Origin of the sequence: Mesorhizobium sp. M0018 (assembly GCF_040323955.1) — a bacterium.
Classification (GTDB): Bacteria; Pseudomonadota; Alphaproteobacteria; order Rhizobiales; family Rhizobiaceae; genus Mesorhizobium.
Genome location: NZ_JAMYVL010000011.1, coordinates 130,931 through 157,854, shown reverse-complemented (window position 1 = coordinate 157,854; position 26,924 = coordinate 130,931). Strand labels below are relative to the sequence as shown.

26 protein-coding genes and 2 pseudogenes are annotated in these 26,924 nt (G+C 63.2%); 12 read left to right on the top strand and 16 right to left on the bottom strand.

Features of this window, described 5'->3' with window-relative positions:
• Positions 1-62 precede the first annotated feature (62 nt).
• From NKJ81_RS17715 to NKJ81_RS17695, 5 genes are all read right to left on the bottom strand, one after another.
• Positions 63-974 (bottom strand): DUF930 domain-containing protein, encoded by a 912-nt coding sequence (locus NKJ81_RS17715; RefSeq protein WP_352541197.1) that lies wholly within the window; start codon positions 972-974, stop codon positions 63-65.
• Between the two features lie 183 nt (positions 975-1,157).
• A complete protein-coding gene (locus tag NKJ81_RS17710; protein WP_352489988.1) occupies positions 1,158-1,907 on the bottom strand; it encodes a glucose 1-dehydrogenase in 750 nt (249 codons plus the stop codon).
• 47 nt (positions 1,908-1,954) lie between these two features.
• Entirely contained in the window at positions 1,955-2,959 is a 1,005-nt protein-coding gene (locus NKJ81_RS17705; RefSeq protein WP_352489989.1) for a sugar-binding protein, read from the bottom strand.
• 53 nt (positions 2,960-3,012) lie between these two features.
• The gene (locus NKJ81_RS17700) at positions 3,013-4,074 is read right to left on the bottom strand and encodes an ABC transporter permease (protein WP_352489990.1); all 1,062 of its coding nucleotides are present in this window, start codon (positions 4,072-4,074) and stop codon (positions 3,013-3,015) included.
• Positions 4,075-4,129: 55 nt separating this feature from the next.
• The gene (locus NKJ81_RS17695) at positions 4,130-4,870 is read right to left on the bottom strand and encodes an ATP-binding cassette domain-containing protein (RefSeq protein WP_254819718.1); all 741 of its coding nucleotides are present in this window, start codon (positions 4,868-4,870) and stop codon (positions 4,130-4,132) included.
• 471 nt (positions 4,871-5,341) lie between these two features.
• On the opposite strand from NKJ81_RS17695, the gene NKJ81_RS17690 reads away from it, so the two are divergent.
• The 3 genes from NKJ81_RS17690 to NKJ81_RS17680 all read left to right on the top strand — a co-directional run bounded on the left by NKJ81_RS17690 (position 5,342) and on the right by NKJ81_RS17680 (position 9,047).
• On the top strand, positions 5,342-6,775 hold the full coding sequence (locus NKJ81_RS17690) for a coiled-coil domain-containing protein (protein WP_352541196.1): 1,434 nt from the start codon (positions 5,342-5,344) through the stop codon (positions 6,773-6,775).
• Between the two features lie 133 nt (positions 6,776-6,908).
• On the top strand, positions 6,909-8,471 hold the full coding sequence (locus NKJ81_RS17685; RefSeq protein WP_352541195.1) for a serine hydrolase: 1,563 nt from the start codon (positions 6,909-6,911) through the stop codon (positions 8,469-8,471).
• A gap of 255 nt (positions 8,472-8,726) precedes the next feature.
• Positions 8,727-9,047 carry a hypothetical protein gene (locus NKJ81_RS17680; RefSeq protein WP_352541194.1) on the top strand — a complete coding sequence of 107 codons (321 nt, stop codon included), beginning with the start codon at positions 8,727-8,729 and terminating at the stop codon, positions 9,045-9,047.
• A 47-nt stretch (positions 9,048-9,094) separates the two neighbouring features.
• On the opposite strand, the gene NKJ81_RS17675 is transcribed toward NKJ81_RS17680, so the two are convergent.
• Positions 9,095-10,036, bottom strand: coding sequence for a hypothetical protein (locus NKJ81_RS17675; protein WP_352541193.1), 942 nt, complete (start codon positions 10,034-10,036; stop codon positions 9,095-9,097).
• A 265-nt stretch (positions 10,037-10,301) separates the two neighbouring features.
• On the opposite strand from NKJ81_RS17675, the gene NKJ81_RS17670 reads away from it, so the two are divergent.
• Positions 10,302-10,742 carry a lipid-binding SYLF domain-containing protein gene (locus NKJ81_RS17670; RefSeq protein WP_352451439.1) on the top strand — a complete coding sequence of 147 codons (441 nt, stop codon included), beginning with the start codon at positions 10,302-10,304 and terminating at the stop codon, positions 10,740-10,742.
• Positions 10,743-10,760: 18 nt separating this feature from the next.
• On the opposite strand, the gene NKJ81_RS17665 is transcribed toward NKJ81_RS17670, so the two are convergent.
• Positions 10,761-11,393 (bottom strand): TetR/AcrR family transcriptional regulator, encoded by a 633-nt coding sequence (locus tag NKJ81_RS17665; RefSeq protein WP_023677324.1) that lies wholly within the window; start codon positions 11,391-11,393, stop codon positions 10,761-10,763.
• Between the two features lie 714 nt (positions 11,394-12,107).
• Between NKJ81_RS17665 and NKJ81_RS17660 the strand changes: the two genes are divergently transcribed.
• From NKJ81_RS17660 to NKJ81_RS17650, 3 genes are read left to right on the top strand one after another with little or no spacing between them, the layout of a single operon-like run.
• Complete coding sequence (locus tag NKJ81_RS17660; protein WP_352451438.1) at positions 12,108-12,593, top strand: (2Fe-2S)-binding protein; 486 nt, start codon at positions 12,108-12,110, stop codon at positions 12,591-12,593.
• Entirely contained in the window at positions 12,590-13,573 is a 984-nt protein-coding gene (locus tag NKJ81_RS17655) for an FAD binding domain-containing protein (RefSeq protein WP_352541192.1), read from the top strand. The genes NKJ81_RS17660 and NKJ81_RS17655 overlap by 4 nt, the downstream gene beginning before the upstream one ends.
• Positions 13,570-15,891, top strand: a complete 2,322-nt coding sequence (locus NKJ81_RS17650; protein WP_352541191.1) for a xanthine dehydrogenase family protein molybdopterin-binding subunit — start codon at positions 13,570-13,572, stop codon at positions 15,889-15,891. Before NKJ81_RS17655 ends, NKJ81_RS17650 begins: the two co-directional genes overlap by 4 nt.
• 109 nt (positions 15,892-16,000) lie before the next feature.
• On the opposite strand, the gene NKJ81_RS17645 is transcribed toward NKJ81_RS17650, so the two are convergent.
• Positions 16,001-17,011, bottom strand: a complete 1,011-nt coding sequence (locus NKJ81_RS17645; RefSeq protein ID WP_352541190.1) for a zinc-dependent alcohol dehydrogenase family protein — start codon at positions 17,009-17,011, stop codon at positions 16,001-16,003.
• A gap of 105 nt (positions 17,012-17,116) precedes the next feature.
• Between NKJ81_RS17645 and NKJ81_RS17640 the strand changes: the two genes are divergently transcribed.
• Positions 17,117-18,046: a LysR family transcriptional regulator gene (locus NKJ81_RS17640; protein WP_352501246.1), complete on the top strand. Its 930-nt coding sequence runs from the start codon at positions 17,117-17,119 to the stop codon at positions 18,044-18,046.
• Between the two features lie 184 nt (positions 18,047-18,230).
• Here NKJ81_RS17640 and NKJ81_RS17635 read toward each other — a convergent pair whose 3' ends face one another.
• A complete protein-coding gene (locus tag NKJ81_RS17635) occupies positions 18,231-19,001 on the bottom strand; it encodes a slipin family protein (protein ID WP_023680344.1) in 771 nt (256 codons plus the stop codon).
• The gene (locus tag NKJ81_RS17630; protein ID WP_352541189.1) at positions 18,998-20,389 is read right to left on the bottom strand and encodes an NfeD family protein; all 1,392 of its coding nucleotides are present in this window, start codon (positions 20,387-20,389) and stop codon (positions 18,998-19,000) included. The genes NKJ81_RS17635 and NKJ81_RS17630 overlap by 4 nt, the downstream gene beginning before the upstream one ends.
• A gap of 86 nt (positions 20,390-20,475) precedes the next feature.
• Here NKJ81_RS17630 and NKJ81_RS17625 point away from each other — a divergent pair.
• A pseudogene (locus tag NKJ81_RS17625) lies at positions 20,476-20,603 on the top strand (HAD family hydrolase); the annotation flags it as partial.
• Between the two features lie 73 nt (positions 20,604-20,676).
• On the opposite strand, the gene NKJ81_RS17620 reads toward NKJ81_RS17625, so the two are convergent.
• The 4 genes and pseudogenes from NKJ81_RS17620 to NKJ81_RS17605 form a co-directional block, all read right to left on the bottom strand.
• Positions 20,677-20,958, bottom strand: coding sequence for a hypothetical protein (locus NKJ81_RS17620; protein ID WP_352501245.1), 282 nt, complete (start codon positions 20,956-20,958; stop codon positions 20,677-20,679).
• A gap of 75 nt (positions 20,959-21,033) precedes the next feature.
• Entirely contained in the window at positions 21,034-21,528 is a 495-nt protein-coding gene (locus NKJ81_RS17615; RefSeq protein WP_352541243.1) for an RES family NAD+ phosphorylase, read from the bottom strand.
• A gap of 96 nt (positions 21,529-21,624) precedes the next feature.
• Positions 21,625-21,972 carry an antitoxin Xre/MbcA/ParS toxin-binding domain-containing protein gene (locus tag NKJ81_RS17610; protein ID WP_254819704.1) on the bottom strand — a complete coding sequence of 116 codons (348 nt, stop codon included), beginning with the start codon at positions 21,970-21,972 and terminating at the stop codon, positions 21,625-21,627.
• 157 nt (positions 21,973-22,129) lie between these two features.
• Positions 22,130-22,324, bottom strand: a pseudogene (locus NKJ81_RS17605) (pseudouridine synthase); the annotation flags it as partial.
• A gap of 140 nt (positions 22,325-22,464) precedes the next feature.
• Here NKJ81_RS17605 and NKJ81_RS17600 point away from each other — a divergent pair.
• Complete coding sequence (locus NKJ81_RS17600; protein WP_352541188.1) at positions 22,465-22,974, top strand: hypothetical protein; 510 nt, start codon at positions 22,465-22,467, stop codon at positions 22,972-22,974.
• A 221-nt stretch (positions 22,975-23,195) separates the two neighbouring features.
• Here NKJ81_RS17600 and NKJ81_RS17595 read toward each other — a convergent pair whose 3' ends face one another.
• Positions 23,196-23,960, bottom strand: coding sequence for a pseudouridine synthase (locus NKJ81_RS17595; protein WP_352541187.1), 765 nt, complete (start codon positions 23,958-23,960; stop codon positions 23,196-23,198).
• Between the two features lie 115 nt (positions 23,961-24,075).
• Between NKJ81_RS17595 and NKJ81_RS17590 the strand changes: the two genes are divergently transcribed.
• Positions 24,076-24,666, top strand: a complete 591-nt coding sequence (locus tag NKJ81_RS17590; protein ID WP_352541186.1) for a DUF922 domain-containing Zn-dependent protease — start codon at positions 24,076-24,078, stop codon at positions 24,664-24,666.
• Between the two features lie 46 nt (positions 24,667-24,712).
• Here NKJ81_RS17590 and NKJ81_RS17585 read toward each other — a convergent pair whose 3' ends face one another.
• A complete protein-coding gene (locus tag NKJ81_RS17585) occupies positions 24,713-25,456 on the bottom strand; it encodes an SDR family oxidoreductase (RefSeq protein WP_352541185.1) in 744 nt (247 codons plus the stop codon).
• Between the two features lie 283 nt (positions 25,457-25,739).
• On the opposite strand from NKJ81_RS17585, the gene NKJ81_RS17580 reads away from it, so the two are divergent.
• Positions 25,740-26,363: an NAD(P)H-dependent oxidoreductase gene (locus NKJ81_RS17580; RefSeq protein ID WP_352472165.1), complete on the top strand. Its 624-nt coding sequence runs from the start codon at positions 25,740-25,742 to the stop codon at positions 26,361-26,363.
• The last annotated feature ends 561 nt before the right edge of the window (positions 26,364-26,924 follow it).

Below are 26,924 nucleotides of genomic sequence, written 5' to 3'. Positions count from 1 at the left end.
ATGGATGCCGGGTTGCTTCGCGGATTGATGTCCCCGCGTCGGCCTCGACTAGCCTCAGCGAGTTATTCGGCCGGCAGCCCGCGACGCTTCAATTCGCTGCGCGGCACCGGATCTCCGACACGGAAGCCGAAGGAAATGACTTTCGTCGCGTCCGGATCGACCTCGCAACGAAAGCTCAGGTCGTACCACTGCCCGTTGACGGGAAAGGGTGCACTGGCGACGTCAAGGACCGTGCCCTCCTTCAACCGATACTTGGGAATGCTGTCAAAAAAATAGGGGGGCGAGGCGTGGAGCAACTGCCCGCCGAGTTCCGTGGCGCAGAGCTGCCCGACCCGTTCGCCGCGCGGCAAAGCAGCCATTGCGATTGTCGCTATCGGATCACCGGTTGCTGCTTCCGAGAACAACGTCTTGGCTTGCTGAAGCTTCAAGGGTTTTTGCTCCTTGGCGACGTTCGCTGGCTTGGGCTTAGGCGGCGCGGATGCGCCAGGCGACGGAGCCGAGTCTCTGCCGTCGACCGCGGTCACGTCCGGCGCCTGTGCAGGGTCCTGTTTATTGGGATCTTGCCGCGCTGGCGGTTGTTCCGAACCATCCTCCGCACTGTTGCCGTCCAGAGACTTGCGAGGACCGGCGTCCTTCTCACCGAATTGGAAGACAGGTCTCTGCGCGGTGACCTCACGGCTCGTCGGCGTCTCGACCTTGGCTTCCGGCTGCTTTTCCGGCTTGGGCGGTTCAGCGGGGGACGGAGGTTTGGTTTTTTCCGGCGGTTTAGGCGGCGGCACGATATCAACTGCGATGGGCTGCTCCTTCTGCGGCTGCGGGGACGACAGCGGCAGTGCGGACAAAAGAAGCGCGGCGGCGAGCAAATGCACGACCGCGGAGGCAGGCAAGGCCCACCCGAATACCCGGCGCTGATCCCGTATGTCGTCTCTCATCGTGACCGGTGTGTGGAATGAAATATTGGCGGCATCAAGCATCGATGCCGCCAGACGTCGAAATAACCTGTTGCGAATCGAAAGTCGGCGGCTGCAATGCGGCGCGGCATCCAATCGTGTGGCGTCGGCGTCCGCGCAGGGGACCGGGCCAGCAGCGCATGCATCAAGTCGTCATTTCAGGCGGCTAGCAGGCACGCCCTCCCGGCACGGTGTCGCCGGTTGAAATCACAGGGAAACCGATAGCCCGCCGTCAACCGCCAGCACGTGCCCGTTGACGTAAGCGGCAGCGTCGGAGGCGAGAAACACCACGGCTCCGCCGAGCTCCTCAGGCTGGGCCCAGCGGCCCGCGGGGGTTCGTGCCTCGACCCATTTGGTGAAGGCCTCGTCGTGCATAAGTGCGGTGTTGAGCTCGGTGGCGAAATAGCCGGGGGCGATGGCGTTGACGGTGATGCCGTGACGGCCCAGCTCAGCGGCAGTGGAGCGTGTCAGCCCGTGCAGGCCCGCCTTTGCCGCCACATAGGCGTGAATGGTGGGGCGGCCAAGGATCGCTGCGACCGATCCGGTGTTTATTATGCGCCCGAACTTGTTTGGCAGCATCAGGCGCACCGCGTCGCGCATCATGCGGAAGCAAGCCGACAGATTGACGGCAACCACATGGTTGAAATCCTCGTCCTGCCATTCGACCAGCGGTTTCCGATGCTGGATGCCGGCGTTGTTGACCAGAATATCGAGGCGGCCGTGGCGTTCGACGATTCCTTCGAGCGACGCCCTTGAGATCGCCGCGTCGGTGACATCGAACGGCAGGGCTTCTGCACCGATCCTTTCGGCCGCCACGGAAAGGGCGGCCACGTCGCGGGCATTGACGATCACCGTCGCACCGTTTTCGGCAAGTGCCTTGGCCATGGCAAAACCAAGACCACGCGAGGCACCCGTGACCAATGCGACACGGCCCTTGAGCGAGAACAATTCCGGCATTGAGATCCCCTATGAAAAGGGCGGGAGTTTCCTCCCGCCCAAAAGCGCTATTTGGCGACGCAGGTGTCGGCTGTCTCCGGAGTGCAGACATCGAGGCCCGTGTAGGTCGGGTCGGCCGGCGGAGCCTTGCCCTCCTTCATGTCCTTCAGCGCCATCATCGTCTTGTAGCCCATCTCGAACGGCCGCTGACCGACCTGGCCAAGGGAGAAACCTTCCTTCATCTGGTCGATCTGTACCGGAAGCGTGTCGGCAACGACAAGGGCCAGGGCTTTCGAGGCGATCTTGTCCTTGTACGGTGCGACCGCGGCGCGGTTGGCGTCGGGAATGAACTGCGGGAAGCCACCGGTTGGGACGAATGCGTCGAGGTTCGGGTTTTTCGCCATGATATCCTCGAACTGTTGCACCGAAAGCGGGAAATCATCGTTGGTGTAGAGCGGACAGCCTTCGATTTCGGTCCAGCCGTTCTGGCCCGTCAGCCGATCCCCGGGCGAGGCCGCCGATTTGGTGCCCGAAAGCGTATCGCGAATGCCCTGCATGCGCTCGTTGTGGTTGGCCGCCGCGGCGCCGCCGGACTGGATGCAGATCGTGCCGCCTTTGGGCTTGATCTGCATAACAAGCTTGGCGAGGTTCTCGCCGATCTCATAATTGTGCGTGCCGATATAGGCAACGCGCAGATCCTTGTTTTCGGGCAGGAGATCGGAGTCCCAGGTGAGGACCGGGATGCCGGCTTCCTTGGCGGCCTGCAACGCAACCGCCATCGCGGCGGCGTTCGATGGCGACACGGCGATGCCGTCCACCTTCTTGGCCACGAGATCCTGCACGATCTGCACCTGCTCGTCGCCACCACCATGCTCGCCGGGGCCGATATACATGCACTCCACGGCGCCATTGGATTCGGCCTCGGCTTTCTTGCAGCCGTCGCGTGCCTGGTCGAAGAAAGGATTGTTCATGTTCTTCGGCACCAGGGCGAAGGTGTATTTCGCCTGGGCGCCGGAAACGGCAAGCACCATTGCGCCAAGCGCGACGGCGGCCGTCAGCAGATGTTTTTTCATGTGACGTTCTCCTCCTTGGTGTGATGTCCCGCAAGCCTCCCGCCGGCGGGTTTCTAGCGGCGTTTTTTGGGCATCAAGACTGCCAGCGACGCGGCGAGAATCGATTTGCCGCCCGTTTGCATGCCCAAGAGAACCGCAAGAACGATGAAGGCGCCGACGAAGGCACCCTGCCAGTTTGAATCGATGCCGGCCATCAGCAGCGCATTCCTGATCACCTCGAGGAAGGCCGAACCGATGATCGCACCGAAGGCCGTGCCGGCGCCGCCCATGAGGCTGGCGCCGCCAATGACTGTCGCGGCGATAACGCGCAGTTCGTAGCCCTGGCCCATGGCATTTATAGCCGAGCCGTTATAGCCGAGGAGCAGGAGCGAGGCGAGCGCGGCGGTGAAAGCCGAGAAGACATAGGCCTCGAATTTAATCCAGTTGACCGGAACGCCGGTGAGCCGTGCCGCCTCCTCATTGCCGCCGATGGCGAAGAGATGCCTGGCCCAGGCTGTGAAGTTGAATACGAAGCCGACAATCAGGGCCAGGATCACCATGGTCCAGAACTGTGACGACAGTTCTGGTATCCAATGCGGTGCCCAGTCGTTCGGACCATGCCGCGGCCATTTCCACTGACCGATTGCCTTCACGATCGGAGCATCGGGCCCGAACTGGTAGAGCATCTGGTTGGCCGAGAATACGACCGCCAGCGAGCGCGCGACGGACAGCATGCCGAGGGTGACCACAAAGGACGGCATCCCGACATAGGCGACAAAGAATCCGTTGACCGCGCCACAGGCCAGACCGGAGAAAAGGCCCATGGCGAAGGCGACGTACCAGGGATAATGCCAGGTGAGGAACAGGCCGGCGACGATGACCACGAGACCCATGACGGAGCCGACCGACAGATCGATACCGCCGGTGATGATGACGATCGTCATGCCAAGTGCCATGATGCCGAAAGGTGCGAAGTTGCGCGTCACATTGGCGACGTTTTCAGAGGTGCCGAAGCTCGGCTCCATCGCAGTCATCAACATGACGAGCGCGATGAGCGCGATCATCACCCAGAAGGGCTGACTTGAAATCACACGTTGGAGAACTGTTTTTTCCTTGGTCGGGACGAAATCCGACATGGCCGGCCGGCCATGTTCTTCGACTGAGCCCCGAACGCCAACTGACTCCTGAACACTATTCGCCACGGATGGCCCCCGTTATCAGTCCAGTGATTTCCTCGGGCGATGTTTTGTCGGCTGGCTTGTCGGCAACTTTCGAGCCCCGCCTGAGGACGATAATGCGATCTGCCACGGCGAACACGTCAGGCATTCGGTGACTGATCAGCATGACGCCGACTCCTTGTGCTTTGAGGCGTCGGATCAGTTCGAGTACTTCCGCCACCTGGCGCACCGAGATGGCGGCCGTTGGTTCGTCCATCAGCACCAGCTTGGCATTTGAAAGCCGGGTCCGCGCGATGGCGACCGCCTGGCGCTGCCCACCCGACATCTTCCTGACGAGGTCGCGCGGCCGGGTTTCCGATTTGAGTTCCTTGAACAGCGCTGCCGAGCGATCGATCATCGCCTGCTTGTCAAGAATCCTGATCGGCCAGAAGCCTTTCTTGATCTCGCGCCCCAGAAAGACGTTCTGCGCGGCCGTCAAGTTATCGGCGAGCGCCAGGTCCTGATAAACAACTTCGATCCCCTTGGCGCGGGCCTGCACGGGCTGGTGGAAGTGGCACACCTCGCCCTCGACTACAATTTCGCCGTCGCTCGGAGGAAAATTCCCGGCCACAGTCTTGACTATCGTCGACTTGCCGGCGCCGTTGTCCCCCATCAGACCAACGACTTCGCCTCGCTCCACCTGGAAGCTAACGTCGGTCAGGGCCTGGATAGCCCCGAAATTCTTGGAGACGTGGCGAACCTCAAGCACCGGCATCGCGGTCCTCCCGGGACAACATTTTATCGGTCTTGTCCCTGGTCTATGCACAGCAGCTAATCAGCGAAACGTATTCAACACAATCATTTATTAGGTCAGGCATTTATTAGGTCAGGCCTCCCGGCAGTGACACGCGTCGTCTTAGGCCGTGACCTTGTAGCTGCTGCAGAACACCGAGGGCTCGGCCGGTCCTCAAGACAATCACCAGGCGATCCTCAGGGCTTGCGCCGCTTCATATCCGTTTCGGGTGAAATGAGTAGGCATTTTGCGAGCGGTGCCAACGCCTCGGGTATGGAGCGCGGCAGAACACGGCTTTGCGTCATTCAAACACACGAGGACAGTGGCCAAGCCTGTCCCTAGCGTGCGTCGGCCAGAGCGCACGTCAGGAGATGAACCCGCATTCGGGGGAGGCGAGGGTCAAGTGTTGAAAATCCGCTCCTTGCCGGCGCTGCACGAGAGGGATATTCGGTCATGAATTTCAAAGGTTTGATCAAGCGTGCCGAGACAGTGGAGAGAGCGTTCAAGGAGCTCGAAACCGATTTGGCGGATGCGTTTAGCGAATGTCTCAATGTGGACGATCAGTCGCCGTTGAACGACGTCACTGTGCCGGATGAGACGGTATCGGATGAGAATCTCGCGGCAACGGATGACAGCTCGCAACTCGAAGCCAATGCGGACGCCTTGGAGACCGCGCGACGGCTGTCCCCCCATACGCAAACCCGGCTGGCTGCCTTAAATGCGGTCGATGGGCTCTTTCACGACGCGCAGGAGTATCTGGGGGAGATCAATGCGAAACTGTCGGAGATCGCGACCTCGCATCATCTGACGGGCGAATTCCTGAAACTGCTTCACGGCGACATTCTTCGCGCCAACGAATTGGAGCTGGCAAATACCGGCCTGACCGCGCAGCAAAGGGTGCTGTCCGAACAGCTCCACGATGCAACCAGAAAGCAGCGCGAGCGCGACAGCGCTATCGAGGCCCTGCAGCAGCACGAGGCGAGCCTGGTCGAGGACAAGGAAGCACTTCGCGGCGCGCTGGCTGCGGCAAGGCTGGAACTCGTCGTCGCAGGCAATGCGAGCGCAAAACGCGAGGCCGAGTTCGGCGAGCTTGTCAAAACACTCTCGGCCAGAGCCGTCGAGGCCAACAGACGCTCGCGCGAGAACGAGATGCTGCGGGAGAAACATGTCAGCCTGTCGATCGACCTCGACAAGGCGCTGAAACGGGAGGCCGAGGCCCGGCACAGGCTGGACGAACTCTCGACTGTCCATGCCAATGATGCCGCGCAGGTTTCGGAACTGCTGGCCGCGCTTGGCAAGAGCGAGAAAGAGGAGATGCGACTGCAGAAATCGCTCGATATGGCGCAGGCGAAGCTATCGGAAATAACGGAAGCGGCCCGCATCAGGGACGGTGACAGGGAAGCCGAACTTGCACGCAGTGTCGCGGAGATGACCGGCTTGCGTTCTGAAATCGAGGATCTTCGATCGCGACTGGAGGCCGCCTCCAAGCACAACAGCGAAGCCGCCAGCGAGATCGCCAGGCTCAAGGCCCAAGCGAGCGACGCGGTGGCCGAAAAGCAAATTGTCGAGCAAAAATTGTCCGCTCTCACGAAGGAGAGCGAAAGCGACAAGATGAACCTTTCCGCAATCAGCGCGAATTTTTCGCAGCTTTCCCTGCAGCAGGCATCCGAACAGATACAGTTCGACGTCCAGCGGCAGGAATGCGAGGATCTGCGAGCCGAAGTCGCGTCGCTTCAAGCCCGGGTCAAGGAACTATTGCCCTATGAGCGGCTCCACAAGGTCACCAACGCCAGACCGCGTGAAGACGGCGTGGTCGAGATCACCGCCGCGGTGGCGGAGAAGGCCCGCGCCAGCAGGCGGCGCCTTCGCCTGCGCGCTGCATCCTAGCTCAGGCGCGGCTGTCTGAATTTCGACTGGTGCGAAGCGGACATCCGTCAATGGATGGTGGGTCGAGCGTGAGGCTGGCCTTCCCTGCGTTGGCCTGCGATAGTGCACGCCGGGGAGGCGGAGGGGGCTGAGCATGCGGCTATTCACAAACCGGAATCACCTCCGGTGGAGGATATTGGCCTTCATCGCCCTTATTACGCTTTCGCCGAAAGCGGCGTCGGCCGACACCATTACGCCCGACCGGATCGCCGCGGCCATTGCGAAGCTCGAATTACTGGCCGAAGGCGTCGTCGCGGATGGTAGCGTGCCCGGTCTGGCCATCGGCGTCGTGCATGGCGACGAGGTGATCTTCCTCAAGGGGTTCGGGCATCGCGAAGCCGGAAAACCGGAGATCGTCGATGCTGACACGGTTTTCCAGATTGCCTCGCTCTCCAAGCCGGTCTCCGCCACCGTCGTGGCGGCGCTGGTCAGCGACGGGATCGCTTCGTGGGATTCCAAGATCGCCGACCTCGATCCGGCTTTCCGGCTCGCTCAGCCCTATCCGACCAGCGAACTCACGGTCCGCGACCTGTTTGCGCACCGCAGCGGGCTTCCCGGCACCGCCGGCGACGACCTCGAGGATATCGGCTATGACCGCGCGGAGATCCTGCGCCGGCTGCGGTTCGTGTCGCCGTCATCGAGCTTTCGTGCGGGCTATTCCTACAGTAATTTCGGACTGACCGAGGGTGCCGTCGCGGCCGCGAAGCCGACGGGTAAATCATGGGAAGAGGTCTCCGAAGAGAAGCTCTACCGTCCGCTTGGAATGGCCTCGACCAGCTCGCGTCATTCGGACTTCATCAAACACGCCAACCGCGCCGAGCTCCACGCCAAAATCGATGGCGCCTGGACCGCGAAGGTCCAGCGCTATCCGGATGCGCAGGCGCCAGCAGGCGGCGTCAGTTCCACCGCACGCGACCTCTCGCAATGGATGCGCCTTGTGCTCGGCAACGGGGTCTATGCCGGCAAGAGACTCATTGCCGCCGATGCGCTGGACCAGACACATATTCCCTTGACGGCTCGCGGCAAGAATCCCGTCTCCGGAGGCGAGGCCTTCTACGGCCTCGGCTGGAATATTGAATTCGGCCGGCACGGGCTGATCTGGGGTCATGCGGGCGCCTTCAGCACCGGCGCACGCAGTCTGGTGATGCTCTTCCCCGAGGAGAAGCTTGGCATCGTCGTCATCGCCAACGCCTTTCCGACAGGCGTGCCGGACGGGCTGTCCGACAGCTTCGCCGATCTCGTCTTCGACGGAACGCTGGGCAAGGATAAGATAAAGGCATGGAATGATATCTATGCGAGCATGTTCGGCCCGGTGATTGCGGCGGCCAAGGCCACCTATGCCGCGCCGCCCTCTCCAGCAAGTCCGGCCGAGCCGGCCAGTGCCTATGCAGGCCGTTACTTCAACGACTTCTTCGGCGAAGCTATTGTGTCGGGCGAAGGAGACACCCTTGTCCTCAAGGTCGGGCCCGCCGGCGCGCGGTCCTATTCGCTGAAGCATTTCGACCGCGACCTCTTCGTGACCTTCCCCGATGCCGAGATGCCGGACAGGCCCTCGGCCGTCAGCTTTGCAGTCGGCCCCGACGGCAAGGCGTCAACCATGACCATCGAATTTCTCGACGACAATCATCTCGGCACGCTGCAACGCGTGGGAGATTAGAGCACTTCCAGGAAAGTCCGGAGCGGCTTTCCGTCCATAATTGCGTAAAAACAGATATTTGGAGCGGGTCAGCGACTATCAAAAGCTGGACCGCTTTAGGTCAAAATTCAATCAGCTGGCTGCCGTCAACAGCCGAGATGGTCAAAAAGCAGTCAAGCTTATTATGGTAGGAATCGCCGATAGCGGATTCGACAAATCATGCAAAGACCGACTAACGAGACCAGTCGGCTTTCGTCCCAAATTGGAGACCAGCAGGTGGCCTGGGTGCAGAATTGGGTCTGGCTAGTTAATTGGAACCCGCTGATCGATGAACTCGGTCACATGGCTGGCGAGGCCCTTGATGTCGGATTGCGTAGGATTCTCGAAGACGAGCTCAAAGAAACCGATACAGATGCATCTCCACAGCGATGGGCATCGTGGCATTTCGATGGTCCCCGACCGATTGCCGCTTTGTTCGGAATTGATCAAGGAACAGACATTTTACTCGTTCGGATCGAGGTGCCAGACAACCTTTCTGTACGCGCCGAGACAACACTTGATCTGATGAAGTCATACGCGTTTGTGGCGCTTGACTGATCGTCCGCAATGGGGTCGAACCTGGTCGTTGAGTGTTTGGCTCGTTCTCAACTCAAAGGCGCCGGGCCGAACTGGAGCAATTTGAAGCAATCGCCGCTTCCTGACTTCAACTGCGTCAGGAAGGGTTTCGACCGGTCGAGCCATTCCTGGTGCGATCTCGCATCGGCTTCGATTTCATTGGCCGGTGCAAGCTTGACGAAGCCGCGCCCGTTGCTGAAAAGCCAGCACGCGCGGCCGAGAAACCGCCTGCTGCGCTGGCGCAGGAGGTCGGCATCATAAAAGACGTCGAGCACCTCCTGCTTGATCTTCCGTTCCTTTTCGGGATTGGCGATCGCAACCTCGATCGGCTCGCCGCCGATTGCATCCTGCAGGTCCTTGTAATCCAGGGCGATCTGGGTGGTGGCATATTTGATGTCGCTCTCGTCCCGGACGATGTTGAACCATAGCGTTGGGTTGAGCTCGTTGACGACGAACGATGCTTCGAAATCGCGTGACAGATTGAGAATATCGAACCCCTGAACATCGACGTCGCGCTCGACCAGAAGGATCTGGGAAACCTGCTTGGCGAGCCCCGTTCCCTGGGCGCTGACAGCGGCGTTGTCACCGCCGTGTTCCGGACTGACATAGGCACCGCCATCATCCAGCAGCGCGTCGAATTCGCCGAGGGCCTCCACGACAGCGCTGCCGCGGGCAACACGCGCCGCCAGTTTGGCGAGAACCTGCTGGAGCTCCGTTTCGCGTTTGCGCTGGTCCTGATAATTCTGCTGAAAAAAGAAGATGAACAGGGACACGCCAATCCCGATCAGGATCACGCCCAGCTGCGAAAAGATATTGCGATAATATTCCAGCAGCTTTTCACGATGGCGTACGTCGTCACGCACACTGTGCGCCACGCGAAGATTGACGATCAGCGAAACGACCAGGAGCCCGGCGCCGACCAGGATCAGGCCACCGATCAGCAGGTAGCCATGTCGTGAGTTGAAGTCCATTGCTTTGCCGCGCTCCCGAAACCCCAGACAGCGCAGACTAATACCATTCCGCCTCAACACCTACGATCATCCCCACCATTCGGCCACTGTTCTTACAGCCAGGACTACGCTCGCCATCCGCCTCGTTTCGTGGCGGTCTTCTCGCAGCCGGATTCAGGCCGCGTGCTTGGAACCAATGACGGGCGAGACTGTTCAGCTATGACTTTGATACGACGCCGACGTGCCCGGCCGGCTGGGCATGCGGCGATCTTGAGGAGTTCTCATCATGAAGATTTCGTCCAGATTTCGTTCAGTCGCAGTTGCCGTCATCGCTGCGGCGGCAGTTAGCTTTGCCAGCGTCGCGCATGCCGACAGCGGTACGATCCGCTTCGCCGTCTACAAGGCGGCCTTTTTCATCGGCGGCTCCGGAGGCGAGGGCACACTGACCTTCCATGGTCGCCGATATCCCATCTCGGTCGGCGGCATCTCGGGCGGCCTCGCCTTCGGCGCCTCCAAGACCTATTTCAAAGGTACCGTGCGCCACATACGCCGCGCCCGGGATGTGACGGGGGTGTACGGTGCAGCGGGCGGTGGCGGCGCGCTCGGCAAAGGAGCCCAGGTGATCGTCATGACCAATGACAAGGGTGCCCAACTCGAACTCACGGGCAGGCAGGTAGGCCTGCAAGTCAATGCCGATCTCAGCGGTATGAGCATCTCGCTGAAATAAGGACAGTCACTGCATTCGCTATTCCTTGGATGGGCCGGATTTGGCCGCTCCAAACCGCAGCCCATCCATCAGCAGCGACACCAATCGGCGCGAGCGGTCGCGCCAGTCCTTGGTGTCCGGGGCCGAATAGATGCCGCCCAGCGCATGCAGCACGTCGGAGGCATCGACATCGCCGCGGATCGAGCCGTCGGCGACCGCGGCATCGATCAGCCGCCGCAAGGCGAGCGTCACCCTGCCGGAAACGTCGGAGAACAGGGTTGAGTTGGTCGTGAGCAGGATGCGCAGGCTTGTCGACAGCCCGCGCTTGGTGGCGATGTAGTCGACGAAGCGCTGCATCCATTGTTCGAGCGCCATGTCGGGCGCATGATCGCGGGCGAGTTCGTCGGCCGCCTGGCACAGTCCTTCCACCTCGCGCCGATAAACCACCTCGACCAGGTGCTCGCGGGTTGGGAAATGCCGGTAGAGCGTGCCGATGCCGACGCCGGCCTGGCGCGCAATCTCCTCCAGCGAGGCATCGACGCCTTGCGCGGCAAAGGCTTTTGCCGCGACCTCGACCAGAGCATCGCGGTTGCGCTGCGCGTCGGCGCGCAGCGGCTTTGCAACGGCGGCTTCGGTTTTGTCTCCAGAAATGACGGGCGGCTCCGCGGCCAATTTTTTCTCCAGTGCTGATCCGAAGCATACCCGGATAGGCAGGCCCCGTTTCAAGAACGCAGACGCTTCCACCTTCGTTACGTCTCCGACAAATATAATCGCAAGTAAATATAATCACAGGATCGAATCTGGGCCGGCGTTCCGGCAGGCGAGGCATCTTGCCCGCCCCCGGTGCACGGCCCGTGGATGACGTCCGGTGGATGACGACGGAGGATATTTCCTCGCGGCCGGCACTCGTCATCTGTTCGGCCGATGCCGTGGGGCAAAAATGAGCCCATGTTGAGCACGATCCCCTCAGGATCATTGGACTGTCCTGCCCCTACAGACAGTTCAGAGAGCACCACCGGCTTGGGCCGGTGGTGCTTTTTTGTCTCCAGACATGACGGCCGGCTGCCCTGCCAATTTCCTCCAATTTTGATCATTTTCGATCCGGGGCTTGAACAGGGCGGAGCAGGCCCTTAGGTAACAAACGGAGGCGCCTCCGATTGTGGAGCGCCTTTCTCATGTAATCACGGGATCGGGTATGTCACGTCTTTCGACCTCCCAAGCCGCAGCCCCGGAGCTCGCGCCAAGTCGAACCGACCCCCTCTGCCCTGCCGGGCACTTCCCCCAAGGGGAAGATAGCCTTCACCTAGCCATAAGCTGACCTTGCCGCTCGCCGGCCGGGCACCAGATCATCCCCTCCCGCGTCAAGCAACTGGAGCCAGACGCCCCATGACAAGCAAAACCCGAACTCCAATCCAACTTCGAATCAACGGACATCGACATGAGCTGGAGGTCGAACCGCGCGTTACCCTGCTCGACGCCTTGCGCGACCATCTCGGGCTGACCGGCACCAAGAAGGGCTGCGACCAGGGCCAGTGCGGCGCCTGCACCGTTCATATCGACGGCCAGCGCGTGCTGGCCTGCCTGACGCTTGCCACTCAGGCTGAAAGCAGGGACATCACCACCATCGAAGGGCTTGCCGGGGAGGATGGCACGCTGCATGCGGTGCAGGCCGCCTTCCTCGAACAGGATGCCTTCCAGTGCGGCTATTGCACGCCGGGCCAGATCATGTCGGCGGTCGCCTGCATTCGCGAAGGCCATGCAGGCTCGGATGAGGAGATCCGCGAATACATGGCCGGCAATCTCTGCCGCTGCGGCGCCTATCCGCATATCGTCGCCGCCGTGCGCCAGGCGGCCATGGAGGCCGCGTCATGAGGGACTTTTCGTATCTCCGCGCCGGCTCCGTCGATGCAGCCCGTGAGGCAGCAGCACTTCCCGGCGTCATGCTTCTGGCCGGCGGCACGACGCTTGTCGATCTCGCGAAATGCGGCGTTGCCGAACCCGAGACCGTGGTCGACATTACCCATCTCAAGGGACTGGACACGATTGCCGTTGATGACCGGGGCGCCACGATCGGGGCGCTGGCCAGGATGAGCACCGTCGCCGACCATGCCGGTATCAAGAGCCGGTTCCCTGCCGTTTCGGAGGCGCTGTGGCAGGCGGCATCGGCGCAGCTGCGCAACATGGCGACGATCGGCGGCAATCTGATGCAGCGTACACGCTGCCCCTATTTCCGCGATCCGGCGAATTTCCCCGCCTGCAACAAGCGCTCGCCCGGCAGCGGCTGCTCGGCGATCGGCGGGGTCACCCGCGGCCATGCCGTGCTCGGCACCAGCGAGGCCTGCGTCGCCACCTATCCCGGCGACCTGGCGGTTGCACTCGTCGCCTTCGACGCGATCGTCCATCTCGGCGACCGTCAGATCGCCGTCGATGATTTTTTCCTGTTGCCGGGCAGCACACCCGAAAGGGAACATGCGATCGAGCCCGGCGAGATGACCACCGCGATCGGCATTCCCGCTTCGGCGGCCGCCCGCCGCTCGACCTATCTCAAGGTCCGCGACCGCCAGTCCTATGAATTCGCCGCGGCAAGTGCCGCGGTCGGCATCGAATTCGAGGCCGACGGAAGGACGATCCGCGATCTGCGCGTCGCGCTTGGCGGCGTCGCCACCAAGCCATGGCGCGCCCTTGCCGTCGAAGAGGCGCTGAAAGGCAAAGTGCTCGAGCCGGAGGTCGTCAGGCAAGCCAGCCTGCTCGCCGTCGAGGGCGCCGTCGACCATGGCGCCAACCACTACAAGATCGAACTGGCGCCGCGCGTCGTCGCCCGCGCCATCCTCAAAATGGGAGAAACGGCATGACCGTTCACGAGTTGAGAACAAGACCCGGCGATGCCAAACGCGGCGACGCTTCGGACGGTGCCGTCCTCGCCGACCAGGTCGGCGGCCGGCTGTCGCGCGTCGACGGCCCGGCCAAGATCACCGGTGCCGCCAAATACGCCGTCGAGCAGCAGCTCGAGGGGCTTACCCATGCGGTGCTGGTCGAGAGCACCATTGCCGCCGGCCGGGTGCGTTCGATCGACACGGCCGCGGCCAAGGCGTCGCCCGGCGTGCTGCTGGTGCTGACGCCCGACAATATCCTGCCGCTGAGAACCGCAACGGACTGGCTGGGCACGCCGCCGCCGGACGTCGCTTATTGCCCGCTGGCGCGCGACATCACCTTCAGCGGCCAGCATGTCGCGGCGGTGGTGGCCGAGAGTTTCGAGCAGGCGGTCGCCGCCGCGGCGCTGGTCAAGATCGCCTATGACGAGGCGCCGGCGATCGTCGACCTCAGCGATCCAAAGGCCGGCGACGGCATCCCCGTCGATGCGATGACCAAGGAATGGGGCGAGGCGGAGACAGCGTTCGCCTCGGCTCCGGTCAGGATCTGCAACGCCTACAACACGCCGCGCGAATACCAGGCGCCGATGGAGCCGCATGGCCTGATCGCAAAGTGGCAGGGCGACCAGCTGACGGTCTGGGAGCCGAGCCAATGGCTCGACGGCATGGCGCGGACCTATGCCGAATGGTTCGGCGTGCCGTTCGAGAATGTACGACTGGTCTCGCCTTATATTGGCGGCGGCTTCGGCTCCAAGGCGTTTGCCTATGGCTACGGCGCTGTAGCGGCAGTCGCCGCGAAAATGCTGGGACGGCCGGTGAAGCTGGCGGTCACCAGGCCGCAGACCTTCACCGCCTATGGCGGACGGGCGGCGACGCGCCAGACCGTGGCGCTCGGCGCCAACGCGGAGGGCCAGATCCAGTCGATCGTGCATCGCGGCGTCAACGAGACCTCGGTCGACGGCATGTGGGTCGAGCCGCTCGGCTCGGTCACCTCGGTCATGTACGCGACGCCGAATTTCTCGTCGCGGCAGAACGTCGTGCGGGTCAACACGGTGGTGCCGGGGGCATTGCGCGCGCCGGGCGAGAACCCGAGCGCCTTCGGCATCGAAAGCGCCATCGACGAGCTCGCCTATGAGGTCGGTATCGATCCGCTGGAAATCCGGCTCAGGAATTATGCCGAGCAGGATCCGCATGCGAAGAAGCCGTGGTCGACACGGCAGCTGCGTGAGGCCTTCGCGGCCGGCGCCGAAGCCTTTGGCTGGTCGAAGCGGAACCCCCGGCCGCGTTCGATGCGCGATGGCAACCAGCTGATCGGCTGGGGTGTCGCGGCAGGCACCTATCCGGTGCGGCGCGCCTATGGCGAGGCGGTCGTGCGCATTCTCGCCGACGGCTCGGTCGAGGTCGAAAGCTCATCGATCGACATGGGGCAGGGCACCTACACGATCCTGGCGCAGACCGCCGCCGAGGTGGTGGGCGTGCCGGCGGAAAACGTCGTCGTCAAGCTTGGCGATTCCCGCTATGCCCGTGCCGGCGTCACCGGCGGTTCGCGGCTGGCCGGGGTGATGACCGGCGCCGTCCACAAGGCGGCGAGTGCCGCGCTCGACCAGCTGATCGGGCTCGCCATCAGCGATCCGGCTTCGCCGTTCCATGCGCTGCAGGCCAACACGCTCGTCGTCGCCAATGGCCGCATCGCCTCGCCGCGCGGCAACGGCCCTGAGGTTTCGATCGCCGAACTGCTCAGCAGCGTCGGGCGCGAGCATATCGAGGCGAAGGGCGACACCATGCCGGCCAATTCGACGGTCGAGGACCGCTACAAGAACTACACCACCATAGCCATGGCGCTGCCACACACCGAGGGCGACTATTCCCGCCACAGCTGGTGCGCGCATTTCATCGAAGTCCGCGTCGACGAGGACTTTGGCACGGTTCGCGTTTCCCGCGTGGTGTCGGCGCTGGATTCGGGCCGGCTCTACAATCCCAAGCTCGCCGAAAGCCAATGGAAGGGCGGCATCATCATGGGCATCGGCCAGGCGCTGCTCGAGGAGGGCATCGTCGACCGCCGGCATGGGCGCATCGTCAACAACAATCTCGCCGACTATCTCATCGCCACCAATGCCGACATTCCCGACATCGAGGTGATCTCGGTCGGTATTCCCGATCCGCATTCCTCGGTGCTGGGCGGCAAGGGGGTCGGCGAGCTGGGCATCGTCGGCGTGGCGCCGGCGATCGCCAACGCGGTATTCCACGCCACCGGGAAAAGGGTGCGGGATCTGCCGATCACGCTGGAGAAGCTGATTTAGGCGGAGGTTGGGACTGTCGGCGCGTTGGCGATTGGCAAAAGCCGAGGTGACGACCGATCTCCCCACGAGAGGGGAGATCGGCAGCTTCAACGCTCTGCCTTTTTCAGGCTCACCACGACAGACTGAACGCGAGCTTGCCGAAATGCCGGCCGCCGGCTGCCATGTGGGCGTAGGCCTCGGTCGCCTGGTGCTGGCTGTAGACAGTGTCGATGACCGGATCGATACGGGCGGCGCCGATGGCCCGCGCCGCGTCGCACAGATCGGATACCGAACCGGTGTTGTTGCCCACCACCTTGAGTGCCTTGATGATGATCGGTAGCAGGTTCGTGGTGGCCTCGGCGCCGGTGACGAAGCCGATGGCGAACACCGTGCCGCCGGGCGCCGCGGCATTGATGGAGCGGGCGAAGGTGGCCGAGCCGCCGGTTTCGACGATCAGATCGGCGCCGAGGCCGTCGGTCAACTCGAGCACCTTGGCGTCCCAGTCCGGCGTCTCACGATAATTAATGAGATGATCCGCACCCAAGGCCTTGGCGCGCGCCAGCTTTTCGTCAGACGACGAGGTGATGATGACCGTGGCGCCGGCTGCCTTGGCCAGCTGCAGGGTCAGGATCGAGACACCGCCGGTACCGAGCAGGACGACGACCGACCCCGGCCCGGCATCGGCGGCGCGAAGCGCATTCCACGCGGTGGTGCCGGCGATCGGCAGCGTCGCTGCCGCTTCGAAGGACAGATGCGCCGGCATCGGCACGACGGCATTGGCCGGCAGCGCGACATATTCGGCGAGCGAGCCGGGCAGTGTCAGCCCGCGCATCTCTCTGGTCTCATAAGGCCGCGGACGGCCGCCGATCCAGCGCGGTTTTGCATGGGCGATGACGCGGTCGTTGATGGCGAGCCTCGACACGCCCTCGCCAATGCCGACGATCTCGCCGGCGCCGTCGACGACGGGAATGAGCGGAAAGCTCGGACCTGGATAGTTGCCGCTCGCTATCGCGACATCGACAAAATTGAGGCTTGCGGCGCGCAGGCGGATCAGCACTTCGCCGCGCTGCGGTTCAGGCGTGGGAACGGTGGCCGCGCGAAACGCGTCCAGTCTCGGGGCAGTCAGTTCGATCGCTTTCATGTCTCACTCCGGTTGATGGCCGATTGACGGGCCGGGATTGAGTGAAACTAGCTGCTGCGCTATTGGTATATAATCCTTGTGTTTTACATTTGAGCTCTGCGCCTGATGCAGCAATCGCACGAACCGGCAGCATTGGTCGAAATGGCCGCCTTCGCGGCCATCGCCGAAGCACGCTCCTTCACCAAGGCGGCTGCTCGCATCGGCCGCGACGCGACGATCCTGTCGCGGCGCCTTGCCTCGCTGGAAGAGCGGTTGGGCGTGCGCCTGCTGCACCGGACGACACGAAGCGTGTCGCTGACCGAGGCGGGTTCGGAATTTCTCGTTCGCGTCCGCGCCATCCTGGCTGCGGTCGACGAGGCCGAGGCTGCCGCGTCGGCGCATGCCGGCGGCGGGCCGCGCGGCGTGCTGCGGCTGGCGCTGCCCGGCTCGTTCGGGCGCATGTGGATCGGCCCGCTGCTGCCGCAGTTTCTCGCCGAATTTCCCGATGTCCGTATCGAGGCCGAGTTCTCCAACCGCTTCGTAGATCTCGTCGCCGAGAATTTCGATGTCGCCGTGCGTCTCGGCGCGCTGGAGGATTCGCGGCTGGTGGCGCGCAAGGTCGCTACACGGCGGCGGCTGCTGTGCGCCGCGCCGTCCTACCTCGCCCGCCGGGGCACGCCGACTGAACCTGAAGCACTGCTGGAACACAGTTGCCTGGGCTTCTCAGGCTTCCAGACCTTTCCGGCCTGGGAGATGACCGACAGTTCGGGCCGTCGCGTCAGTATCGAGGTCTCCGGGCCGCTGGTCACCGATGATGCCGAGGTACTGGTCGAAGCCGCCGTGCAAGGCGTCGGACTGATGATGAGCACGGATTGGCTGGTCGGACGCGAGCTCGCCGACGGCCGTCTGGTGCCAGTGCTGGAGGACTGGACGCTTGCCGACGAGGGCGCCGTCTATGTCGTCATGCCTTCGGCCAAGGGGCAAGCCGCCAAGACACGTGCCTTCGCCGACTGGATCGGCAAACGCTTTGCGCCGGTCCCGCCGTGGCGGAGGTGAGGGTGCTGATCTCCCCCCTTGAGGGGGAGATGTCGCCGAAGGCGACAGAGGGGGTCGCGGCGCGTGAGGCGTCAGCGCCGTCTCTCGTAGAGGAAGGCGTCGGCGATCTATGTGAGACGACCCCCTCTGGCCGCTTCGCGGCCGTCTCCCCCTCGAGGGCCCCTCGAGGGGGGAGATCACGTGCTCAGCCGCCTCCGCCTCCACCACCCTGCTTGATGAAATGACCGAGCAGATCCATCGGCACCGGAAACACGACCGTCGACGAGCGCTCACCGGCGATGTCATGGAGAGCCTCGAAATAGCGTAGCTGCATGGCCTGCGGTGCTTCGGCCAGCATCTTGCCGGCCTCGACGAGCTTTGCCGCCGCCTGCTGTTCGCCGTCGGCATTGATCACTTTCGCACGCCGCAGCCGTTCCGCCTCGGCCTGCTTGGCGATGGCGCGGACCATGTTCTCGTTGAGGTCGACATGCTTGATCTCGACATCGGAGACCTTGATGCCCCAGGCATCGGTCCGCTGGTCGAGAATCTCCTGGATATCGCTGTTGAGCTTGTCACGTTCGGCCAGCATTTCATCGAGCTCATGCTTGCCGAGCACCGAGCGCAACGTGGTCTGTGCCAGCTGGTTGGTGGCGGTCATGAAGTCTTCAACCTGGATCACCGCCCGCTCGGCGTCGACGATACGAAAATACAGCACCGCGTTGACCTTCACCGAGACGTTGTCGCGCGAGATCACGTCCTGCGGCGGGACGTCCTGGACCACCACTCGCAGGTCGACCTTCACCATCTGCTGCACGAAGGGGATGAGGATGATAAGGCCGGGGCCCTTGACCCCGGTGAAGCGGCCGAGCGTGAAGACCACGCCGCGCTCATATTCCCGCAGGATGCGAATGGCCGCGGATAGGAACATGACCACGACGAGCGCTGCTGCCAGATAGGCCACATAACCGATGATCATTGCCTTGCTCCATCGCTTCTCACATTGCGGCGCCGTATCGTCAGCACGAGATCCCTGACATCGGCCACCTCGACGCTGTCGCCCACTGCAAGCGGTTCGTCGGCTTTTGCCCGCCAGCGCTCGCCCCGGGCGAGCACGTGGCCCTCGCTGCCCTGCCAGTCGAGGACCTCCGCCGGCAGCCCCTGCATGGCCTGTGCGCCAACACGCGGAACGTTCTTGCGGGCCGCCCACAGATAGCTGCCGGTCAACAGCGCCAGGCCGAGCGTCAGGACGGCGGCGGTGCCGATAACGGCCCACGACATCTCGAAGCCGGGCCCCTCGATCCTGAGCAGCATTGCTGCGCCCAGCAGAAACGCAGCCACGCCTCCCAGCCCAAGGACCACAGTCGGGTTCAAGGCTTCGACGACCAGGAAGATGATGCCAAGCAGCATCAAGGCAAGGCCGGCATAGCTGATCGGCAGGAGATTGAGCGCATAGAGTCCGAGCAGAAGGCAGATCGTGCCGATCACGCCGGGCGCGACCGCGCCCGGGCTCGTGAATTCGAAAACGAGGCCATAGACGCCGACCAGCATCAGGATGACGGCGATGTTCGGGTCCGTGATGACGGCGAGAAGCCGGATGAGCCAGCCTGGCTCGAGCGTTTCGACCGGCAGCCCTTTCGTCGCCAATGCCTCTTTTTTGCCGGCGATCTCGACGGTCCGGCCGTCGGCCAGTTGAAGCAGTTCGGTGGTGTCGCGGGCGACGAAGTCGATGACATGCTGCTGCAGCGCCGCGCCGGCCGACAGGCTGGCCGCCTCGCGCACGGCCTTTTCTCCCCATTCGGCATTGCGCCCGCGCAATTCAGCCAGGCTGCGGATCAGGGCAACGGCATCGTTCGTCGCCTTGGCGATCATCGCATCGCCCGCGGGTGCGTTCTTCTTGTCCTTGTCCGCCTCCGGGCCATCGTTCTTGCCGCCGGGAAACGATGGCAGCGGCCCGCCCATCTCGATCGGCGTTGCCGCGCCCAGATTGGTGCCGGGCGCCATCGCCGCCAGATGGGTGGCGTAGAGGATGTAGGTTCCGGCGCTCGCCGCGTGCCCGCCGGCGGGCGCGACATAGCCGATGACGGGAACCGGCGAGGCGAGAATGCCGGCGATCATCTCGCGCATGCTGGTGACCAGCCCGCCGGGCGTGTCCATCTGCAGGATGAGAGCCTGGGCATTTCGGTCCGCGGCCACCGCCAGTGCTTCCTCGAGCTGCCTGGCACTCGCCGGACCGATGGCGCCGTCTATCTCGACGCGCAACACAATTTTCTCCCGGCCGTCCGCCTCTCCGGTTGCTGAAGAGGGACAAACGGCCGCAACAGCCACGAAAGCCGCGGCAAGCAGGACCGCACGCGCGAGTTTCACGCTCAAAGCTCCACATCTAGGAATATGGGCTGGATTTTGCCGAAATCCATGATGCTTCGCGGCGGGTGACGCATCGCACCGTCCTGCTGGGCGTCGGCCTGCTCAGCGGCGGCTATGGCACCGAGGAGCTCCGCCAATCGGGCGCGTTTCGCGTCTATGAAGATCCAGACGACACGCTGCGCGCCATGTCGACGAAGTCGGCGGCCGCACATGAAGGCGACGGCGGGCTGTCGCCGTCATTCGATCACACCTATGTCTCTTGCGCATTGGAGCCATCTAGCGGGCTTCTATTGCGCGACGTCCTCCTGCGTTGTCTGTTCCTGGATTCGGGCGGGTGCCCCGAGACACTGATCGTAGCCGATGGTGCAATTATTCAGACATTCGTTGCGCCCCTGGATGGATTTGACGCTGTTGTAGTCGATCGGCACAGCCTGGCATTTCTTCTGGCACGCCTGGTCCTTCTCGGCGCAATTCGTGCCGTGGCCCTTAGGGTACTTCTTCGTGGTCGCTTCAGCGTTCAATGGCATGACGGCCAGCAGCGCCAGCAGCGTCGGTATCAGTCGGAGCATACGCATGGATCCTCCCTTGCGCGTTAGACCTCTGCACTTGGAGGCAATGTTTGCGCGCCATTTCCGCTGGCCGCATCACCCGTGCGGGGGATGGACGGCAGCGGGGCCGCCGCTAGCCCAGGCAATTTCCCCGTGGTCGGTTCTGATCGTCATCGCTCCGGCCGGCAGCCGATCACAAAACGCGACGACGTTCAGGCAGTCATGTCGCGCGCTGGGCACGATCAGGCCGTCATAATCGAGGAAATGCGCGGCCTCGCCGATGTCTTGCGACCTCGGATATTCGGCGTGCTTTTCCTGATACGAAAGCTGCCCGTAGCGCGCGGTGTCGAGGCCAAGGGTCTGCAAGGCTGCCAGGTCGAGCAGTCTGAGCGTCCGGTCCAAAGCAAGATCGATCTCGAAGAGATTGTATCTGACGCGCGAAGGGATCACTGGCTGCCCCCGCGTCAGGTGGAATCTCATCTCGCTCAAGGCACCTTCGCGCTCTTGCGAAGTGTAGAGCATGTCGAACGTTCCATCGTCCCAACGGCCACCGGAGCTCGAGCACTGGATCGGGCTGCGGCCCTGGCGCACCACACGCCAAACCGTCCCGGAGTATTCGACCGGAACTATTGCCTCGATAGCGTCGATGAGCCGGCTATCGCGTCGTTTCCGCCCGGCGATCGCCAATTACAGAAAGACCTCGTTCTCAAGCCGGTCGATGACTTTGAGCACGTCGAGGGCGCGGTCGTCGTGAATGAGATCTATCGCCCTTTCACCGTTCAATTGCGGGTGGCGAGCGTAAAGCCAGGTGCGGATATCGCTTGGCTCGTAGAATTCCTGCAGTCGGCCGACGATATAGTGCAGGTCCGACAGAATGAGCTCGCTGCGCGGCTGGGGCTTGATGTCGCCGGCCTTCCACCTCGAAACCGTGGCCTTGGACACGTCGGTGATGTTTGCAATATCGGTTCCCTTGAGGCCGCCAAACGTACCCAATTCGTCCAGGAATCTGGGAACCGCCCGCAACGCAGTAGCCATGTTTTCTCTCCGGCTTCCAAGCCAGCTTCGCCCATGCGTTTCAGCCCTGACACTTTGACTGCATCGGCGCATTTCAGTTTCACAAATGGAAAATATGAAACAGAGATGCAAATGTCAATTGCCGCTTCGGTTCAAGGGGCCTCCAGTGCCTGGTCGCTCAGGCCTGAAGCAGCGCCAGCTCTTCGGCGCTCAGATGGCGTGCCTTGCCCTTGGCAAGGTCGCCGAGTTGCAGAGATCCGATCGCGATCCGTACCAGGCGCAGCACCTCGATATCGTGGGTGGCGAGCAGCCGGCGGATGTGGCGGTTGCCGCCCTCGTCGAGCACGATCTCCAGCCAGGCGGTGCTGGTGCCGCTTCCACTCGATCGAAAATCAATCGCCTGAATTGCTACAGCGCCCTGGTGTCGCCGGTAATGCCACGGGACAATTTGTTTTGTATAGTCCTTGATGCCACGTGGCCGACGATGGTTCGATGACTTGGGAAGGGAAGATCATGCGAAGCGGATTGGCGAAATTCGTCGTGGCGGGTTGCGTCGCCGCTCAGGTCGTCCTGCAAGCGGCGCAGCCGGCGTTTGCCGCGCCGTGCGGCTGGACGGCGAAACTGGAGGAAGAGGAGGGCGGCAAAGTGCTGATGGCGTCGGTCTGCGGCGGATCGAATGGCGGCGCCCAGCTGACGCTGGCCTGTTTCGGCAAGCCGACGCTGAGCTATGATTTGGGCGACAGCGGTCCGCAACTGGAACCCGGCATCGCTTCGTTCGCGTTCAAGGCCGGCGGCAAGGCGGTGACCAAGACGCTTCAACTCGAAGAAATGTACAACACCTTCACCGTGGAATTGAGCAGCACCGACCCGCTGTTGGCCCTGCTGCGCTCCAAGGGCGAGGTCACGGTCGCCTCGGGCAAATATGGCGAGAACAGCTTTCCGCTTGCCGGCTCATCCGCCGCCATCGGCAAGGTGCTGGCCCAGTGCAGCAAAGCCAAGGCTTCTTCCGACAATGACAACTGATGAACCCCTTACATTTCAATTTGAATCGCGCGAGACGTTGGTTGCGAAGATAGAGCGTGATCCCGCTAACCTCGATCCCTGGACAGGGCTTGTCCAACTGGAGGCCGAGGAAAGCAGCCTGGACACCGCGGTGTCGGTTCTCTTGCGGGCAATTGATGCTGTATCCGACAGGGAACAGCTTTGGCGGGCAGTTGGCTGACTGTCGAGTCGCCGCCTGCAGCTCAGGCCTGAAGCAGCGCCTGCTCTTCCGCGCTCAGATGGCGTGCCTTGCCTTTGGCAAGGTCGCCGAGTTGCAGAGATCCGATCGCGATCCGCACCAGGCGCAGCACCTCGATATCGTGGGCGGCGAGCAGCCGGCGGATATGGCGGTTGCGGCCCTCGTCGAGCACGATTTCCAGCCAGGCGGTGCTGGTGCCGCCGCGCAGCAACTCGATCGAGCGGGCCGCCAGCAATTCTCCGTCGACGGTCGCGCCGGCGCGCAACCGCGCCAGCATGGCCTCGTCGGGCAGCGCGCCGATCTGCACGTGATAGGTCTTGGCGACATGCGAGGCGGGATCGAGCAGGCGCTGCGCGAAGCGCGTGTCGTTGGTCATCAACAGCAGGCCTTCGCTGGCCTTGTCGAGGCGGCCGACGGGCGAGACGAAAGGCAGGTCGAGGCCTGCCAGGCAATCATAGACGGTGCCGCGGTCCTGCGGGTCGTCACGGGTGGTGACCAGCCCGCGCGGCTTGTTGAGCATCAGATAGACCTTGCGCTCGGCGGCGACGCGGCGGCCGTCGACCTCGATGCGATCGCGGCCTGGATCGACGCGAATCGAGCCGTTGCGCACGATCTTGCCTGCGACCCGCACGCGCCCCTCGGAAACCAGAAGCTCGGCCTGCTTGCGCGAGCACAGGCCAAGCTTCGACAGCGCGCGACAGAGGCTGACGCCGGGAGGCTGGGCCCCGGGGGCAGGGCGTTGCCGGGCAATGTTCGGTCGCGGCGACATGATGTTGCCTGTGGATTCTTGTATACGAGCATCCCACTATAGCCGGCCGCCGGCTATGTCCACGGAAGGGAACTGCATATCGTTTGCGTCGTGCGCAGCGGCTGCGAGGACTTGCATGAAAACAGCCATTCGCCTTTGCCTGCTGCTCGCCTTGTTGCCGACATCGCCGGCGCATGCCGGCTGGCAGGCAGTCGAAAAGGTCGAGACCTATGCCATCTCAGGGCAATCCGGCCCGGAGCTCTATGCCTCGATCGGCGGGCGCGGACCGCTGCTCGGCGAACGCCGCGTCATCGCGCATACCAATTTCAAGCTGACCTGGGTGAGGGACTACCAGCCGCAAGGCGACGCCTGCGTGCTGGTGTCGGCGCGACCGAAGCTGATCATTACCTACACCTTGCCGAAGCCGGCCGCGCGGCTGCCGGGCGCAATCCAGAAGAACTGGGAGGTTTTCGCAGCCGGCCTCGCCGCCCACGAGAAGGTGCACGGCGCCAGCATCGTCGACATGGTGCACAAGATCGAGGCGGCCACCATTGGCCTGACCGTCGCCGATGACCGTGGCTGCAGCAAGATCAGGATCGAAGTGACGAGACGGCTCGCCGGAATCTCCCAGGCACAACGGCAGGCGAGCCGCGATTTCGACCGGGTCGAATTCGGCCCAGGCGGCAAGCTGCGGCAGCTTGTGTTCACGCTGATGACCGGCGGATGACGCTGCAGGGCTGCGGGGGCGGCGCAGGGCACCACCTTTGCGGCCCTCACGCCTGCTCGGTCGGATAGAGCGTCAGGATGTTGACGTTGACCCGTGGCGGCTGGCTCACCGCATACAGGATGGCGGCGGCGATGTCCTCGCTTTCCAGCTGCTCCATGTCGCCCAGCCTTTGCTCGACCGCCTGGCGCACATCGGCACGCATATTCTGGGTGAACTCGGTCTTGACGGCGCCAGGCTCGATGCAGGTGACGCGGATGCCATCCTTGCCGATCTCGCGGCGCAGCGATTCCGCCATCGCGCTCACCGCGTGCTTGGTGCCGGAATAAACCACCGAAGGGTGGATATAACGGCCGGTGCCCGACGAGACCACGACGATGTGGCCGGCGCCTTGCCGCTGCATCGACGGCAGTGCCGCATGGATCGGATAAAGCAGGCCCAGGATGTTGACGTCGACCATCCGGCGGTATTCTTCCGGCGTCGTGTTGCGGAACGGCGCCGCGACGCCAACGCCGGCAATGGCGAGCAGCATGTCGAGCCGGCCGTATTCACGCGCGACCCGTTCGACCATGGCCGAGGCCTGCGCCTCGTCGGTGACGTCGACCGTCATCGGCAGTGCCGCGCTGCCGGTTTCACGGATCCGCCTCGCCAGATCGTCCAGCCGCTCGGCGCGCCGCGCGGCAATCACCAGCGTGGCGCCCTCGGCCGCCAGCGCCAGGGCGGTGGCCTCGCCAATGCCGGAAGAGGCGCCCGTCACCAAGGCGATCTTGCCGCTCAGTTTTCCTGTCTGCATCTTTTTCTCCTGACGCTTTGGACCCGCCGTGAAGCTAGGGCGCCGGCTTTCTGGAACAATGCTGATCGAAAAACCGAATCCACCGTTAGGGTTTTGGCCCCAGCAAGCCCACGTCTGCGCACGAACGGGCCTTGACGCGACCGGAGGTGTTGCGTCTTGATATGGGGGCTGCGGGGCTTCGCATGAAAACAGCTGATCGACTACGTCTGCGGGTGGCTTGTTTGCATGCGACGCTTGCATGCACCTCCGCGATCCTCTCGCGACCGACAGGTCTGAGCGCCAGATGAAGGTCCTCGTCGTCCATTGCCATCCCTGCGCCGACAGCTTCAACGGCGCCGTGCGCGACACAGTGCTGGAGACGCTTGCCGAAAGCGGCCACCAGGTCCACCTGCTCGACCTTTATGCGGCCGGCTTCGATCCGGTCATGCGCACGCAGGAATGGCGCGGTTACCACGACAAGGCGGCGAACCTGCAACCGGTGCACGAACATGCGCAGGAGCTGCTCTGGGCGGAGGCGGTCGTCTTCATCTATCCGACCTGGTGGTATGGCCTTCCGGCGATGCTGAAAGGCTGGCTGGAGCGTGTGCTGGTGCCGGGCTTCGCTTTCGAGATGCCGACGGCACGACGCGGCCCGCGGCCCAAATTGCGGCACATACGCCGGGTGATGGCAATGACCACATGTGGCGCCACGCCGCTGATGTCGTGGATCATGGGACAGCCCGGCCGGCGGACCCTGCTGCGCGGCTTCCGCTCCGTCTGCCATCCGCTATGCCGGACCAAATTCCTGGCGCTCTACCGGATGGACAGCGTCTCGGCCGCCGGACGCCAGGCGCATTTGCAGCGGGTCAGAAAAGCGGTTGCCGGCCTTGGCCGCGCTGATGCGGTCGCCGCCACGGTGCCTGGCTGATCAGCCGGGTGGGCCGTCGCCGGCGCGGGCAATCGCTTTGGACGGGCGATTGCGCCAGGTTGGTGTTGGAGACGGCCAATTATCGAAGTAGGCGCCGCCCCTCTGGCCCTGTCGGGCGTTTCTCCCCGTAAACGGCAGGGCAATCGAATATGGACTTGACGGACCCACCTACCGAACGCTGCAACGCCTGAAACGAAAAACCCGCCTCGGAGGCGGATCGTTGGGAGCCAATTAGCACCATGCCCAAATTAATAGCATAGCTGCCGGCACAAAGCAAGAACAAAATACGCCGTGGCGATAGAAAATCCGAATTCCTGCTCGTCCGAGGTCGCTGCTCAGAACGATTGCAAACTCGTATTCCTTCGCCCCACTTGGCATCTCCCGCAGGGGCAGGGCAAATCGCATATGGATTCTTACGAAGAAGGGACCCCTACCCCTAACCCCTCCCCACAAGGGGGAGGGAACGCTGCCGCGTGCCTTTACTTCCCCTTGGCGCCGAAAAGCAGGCAATTTGCCGAGGTCGGCGCCGACGGAGGTCTCCCTCCCCCTTGTGGGGAGGGG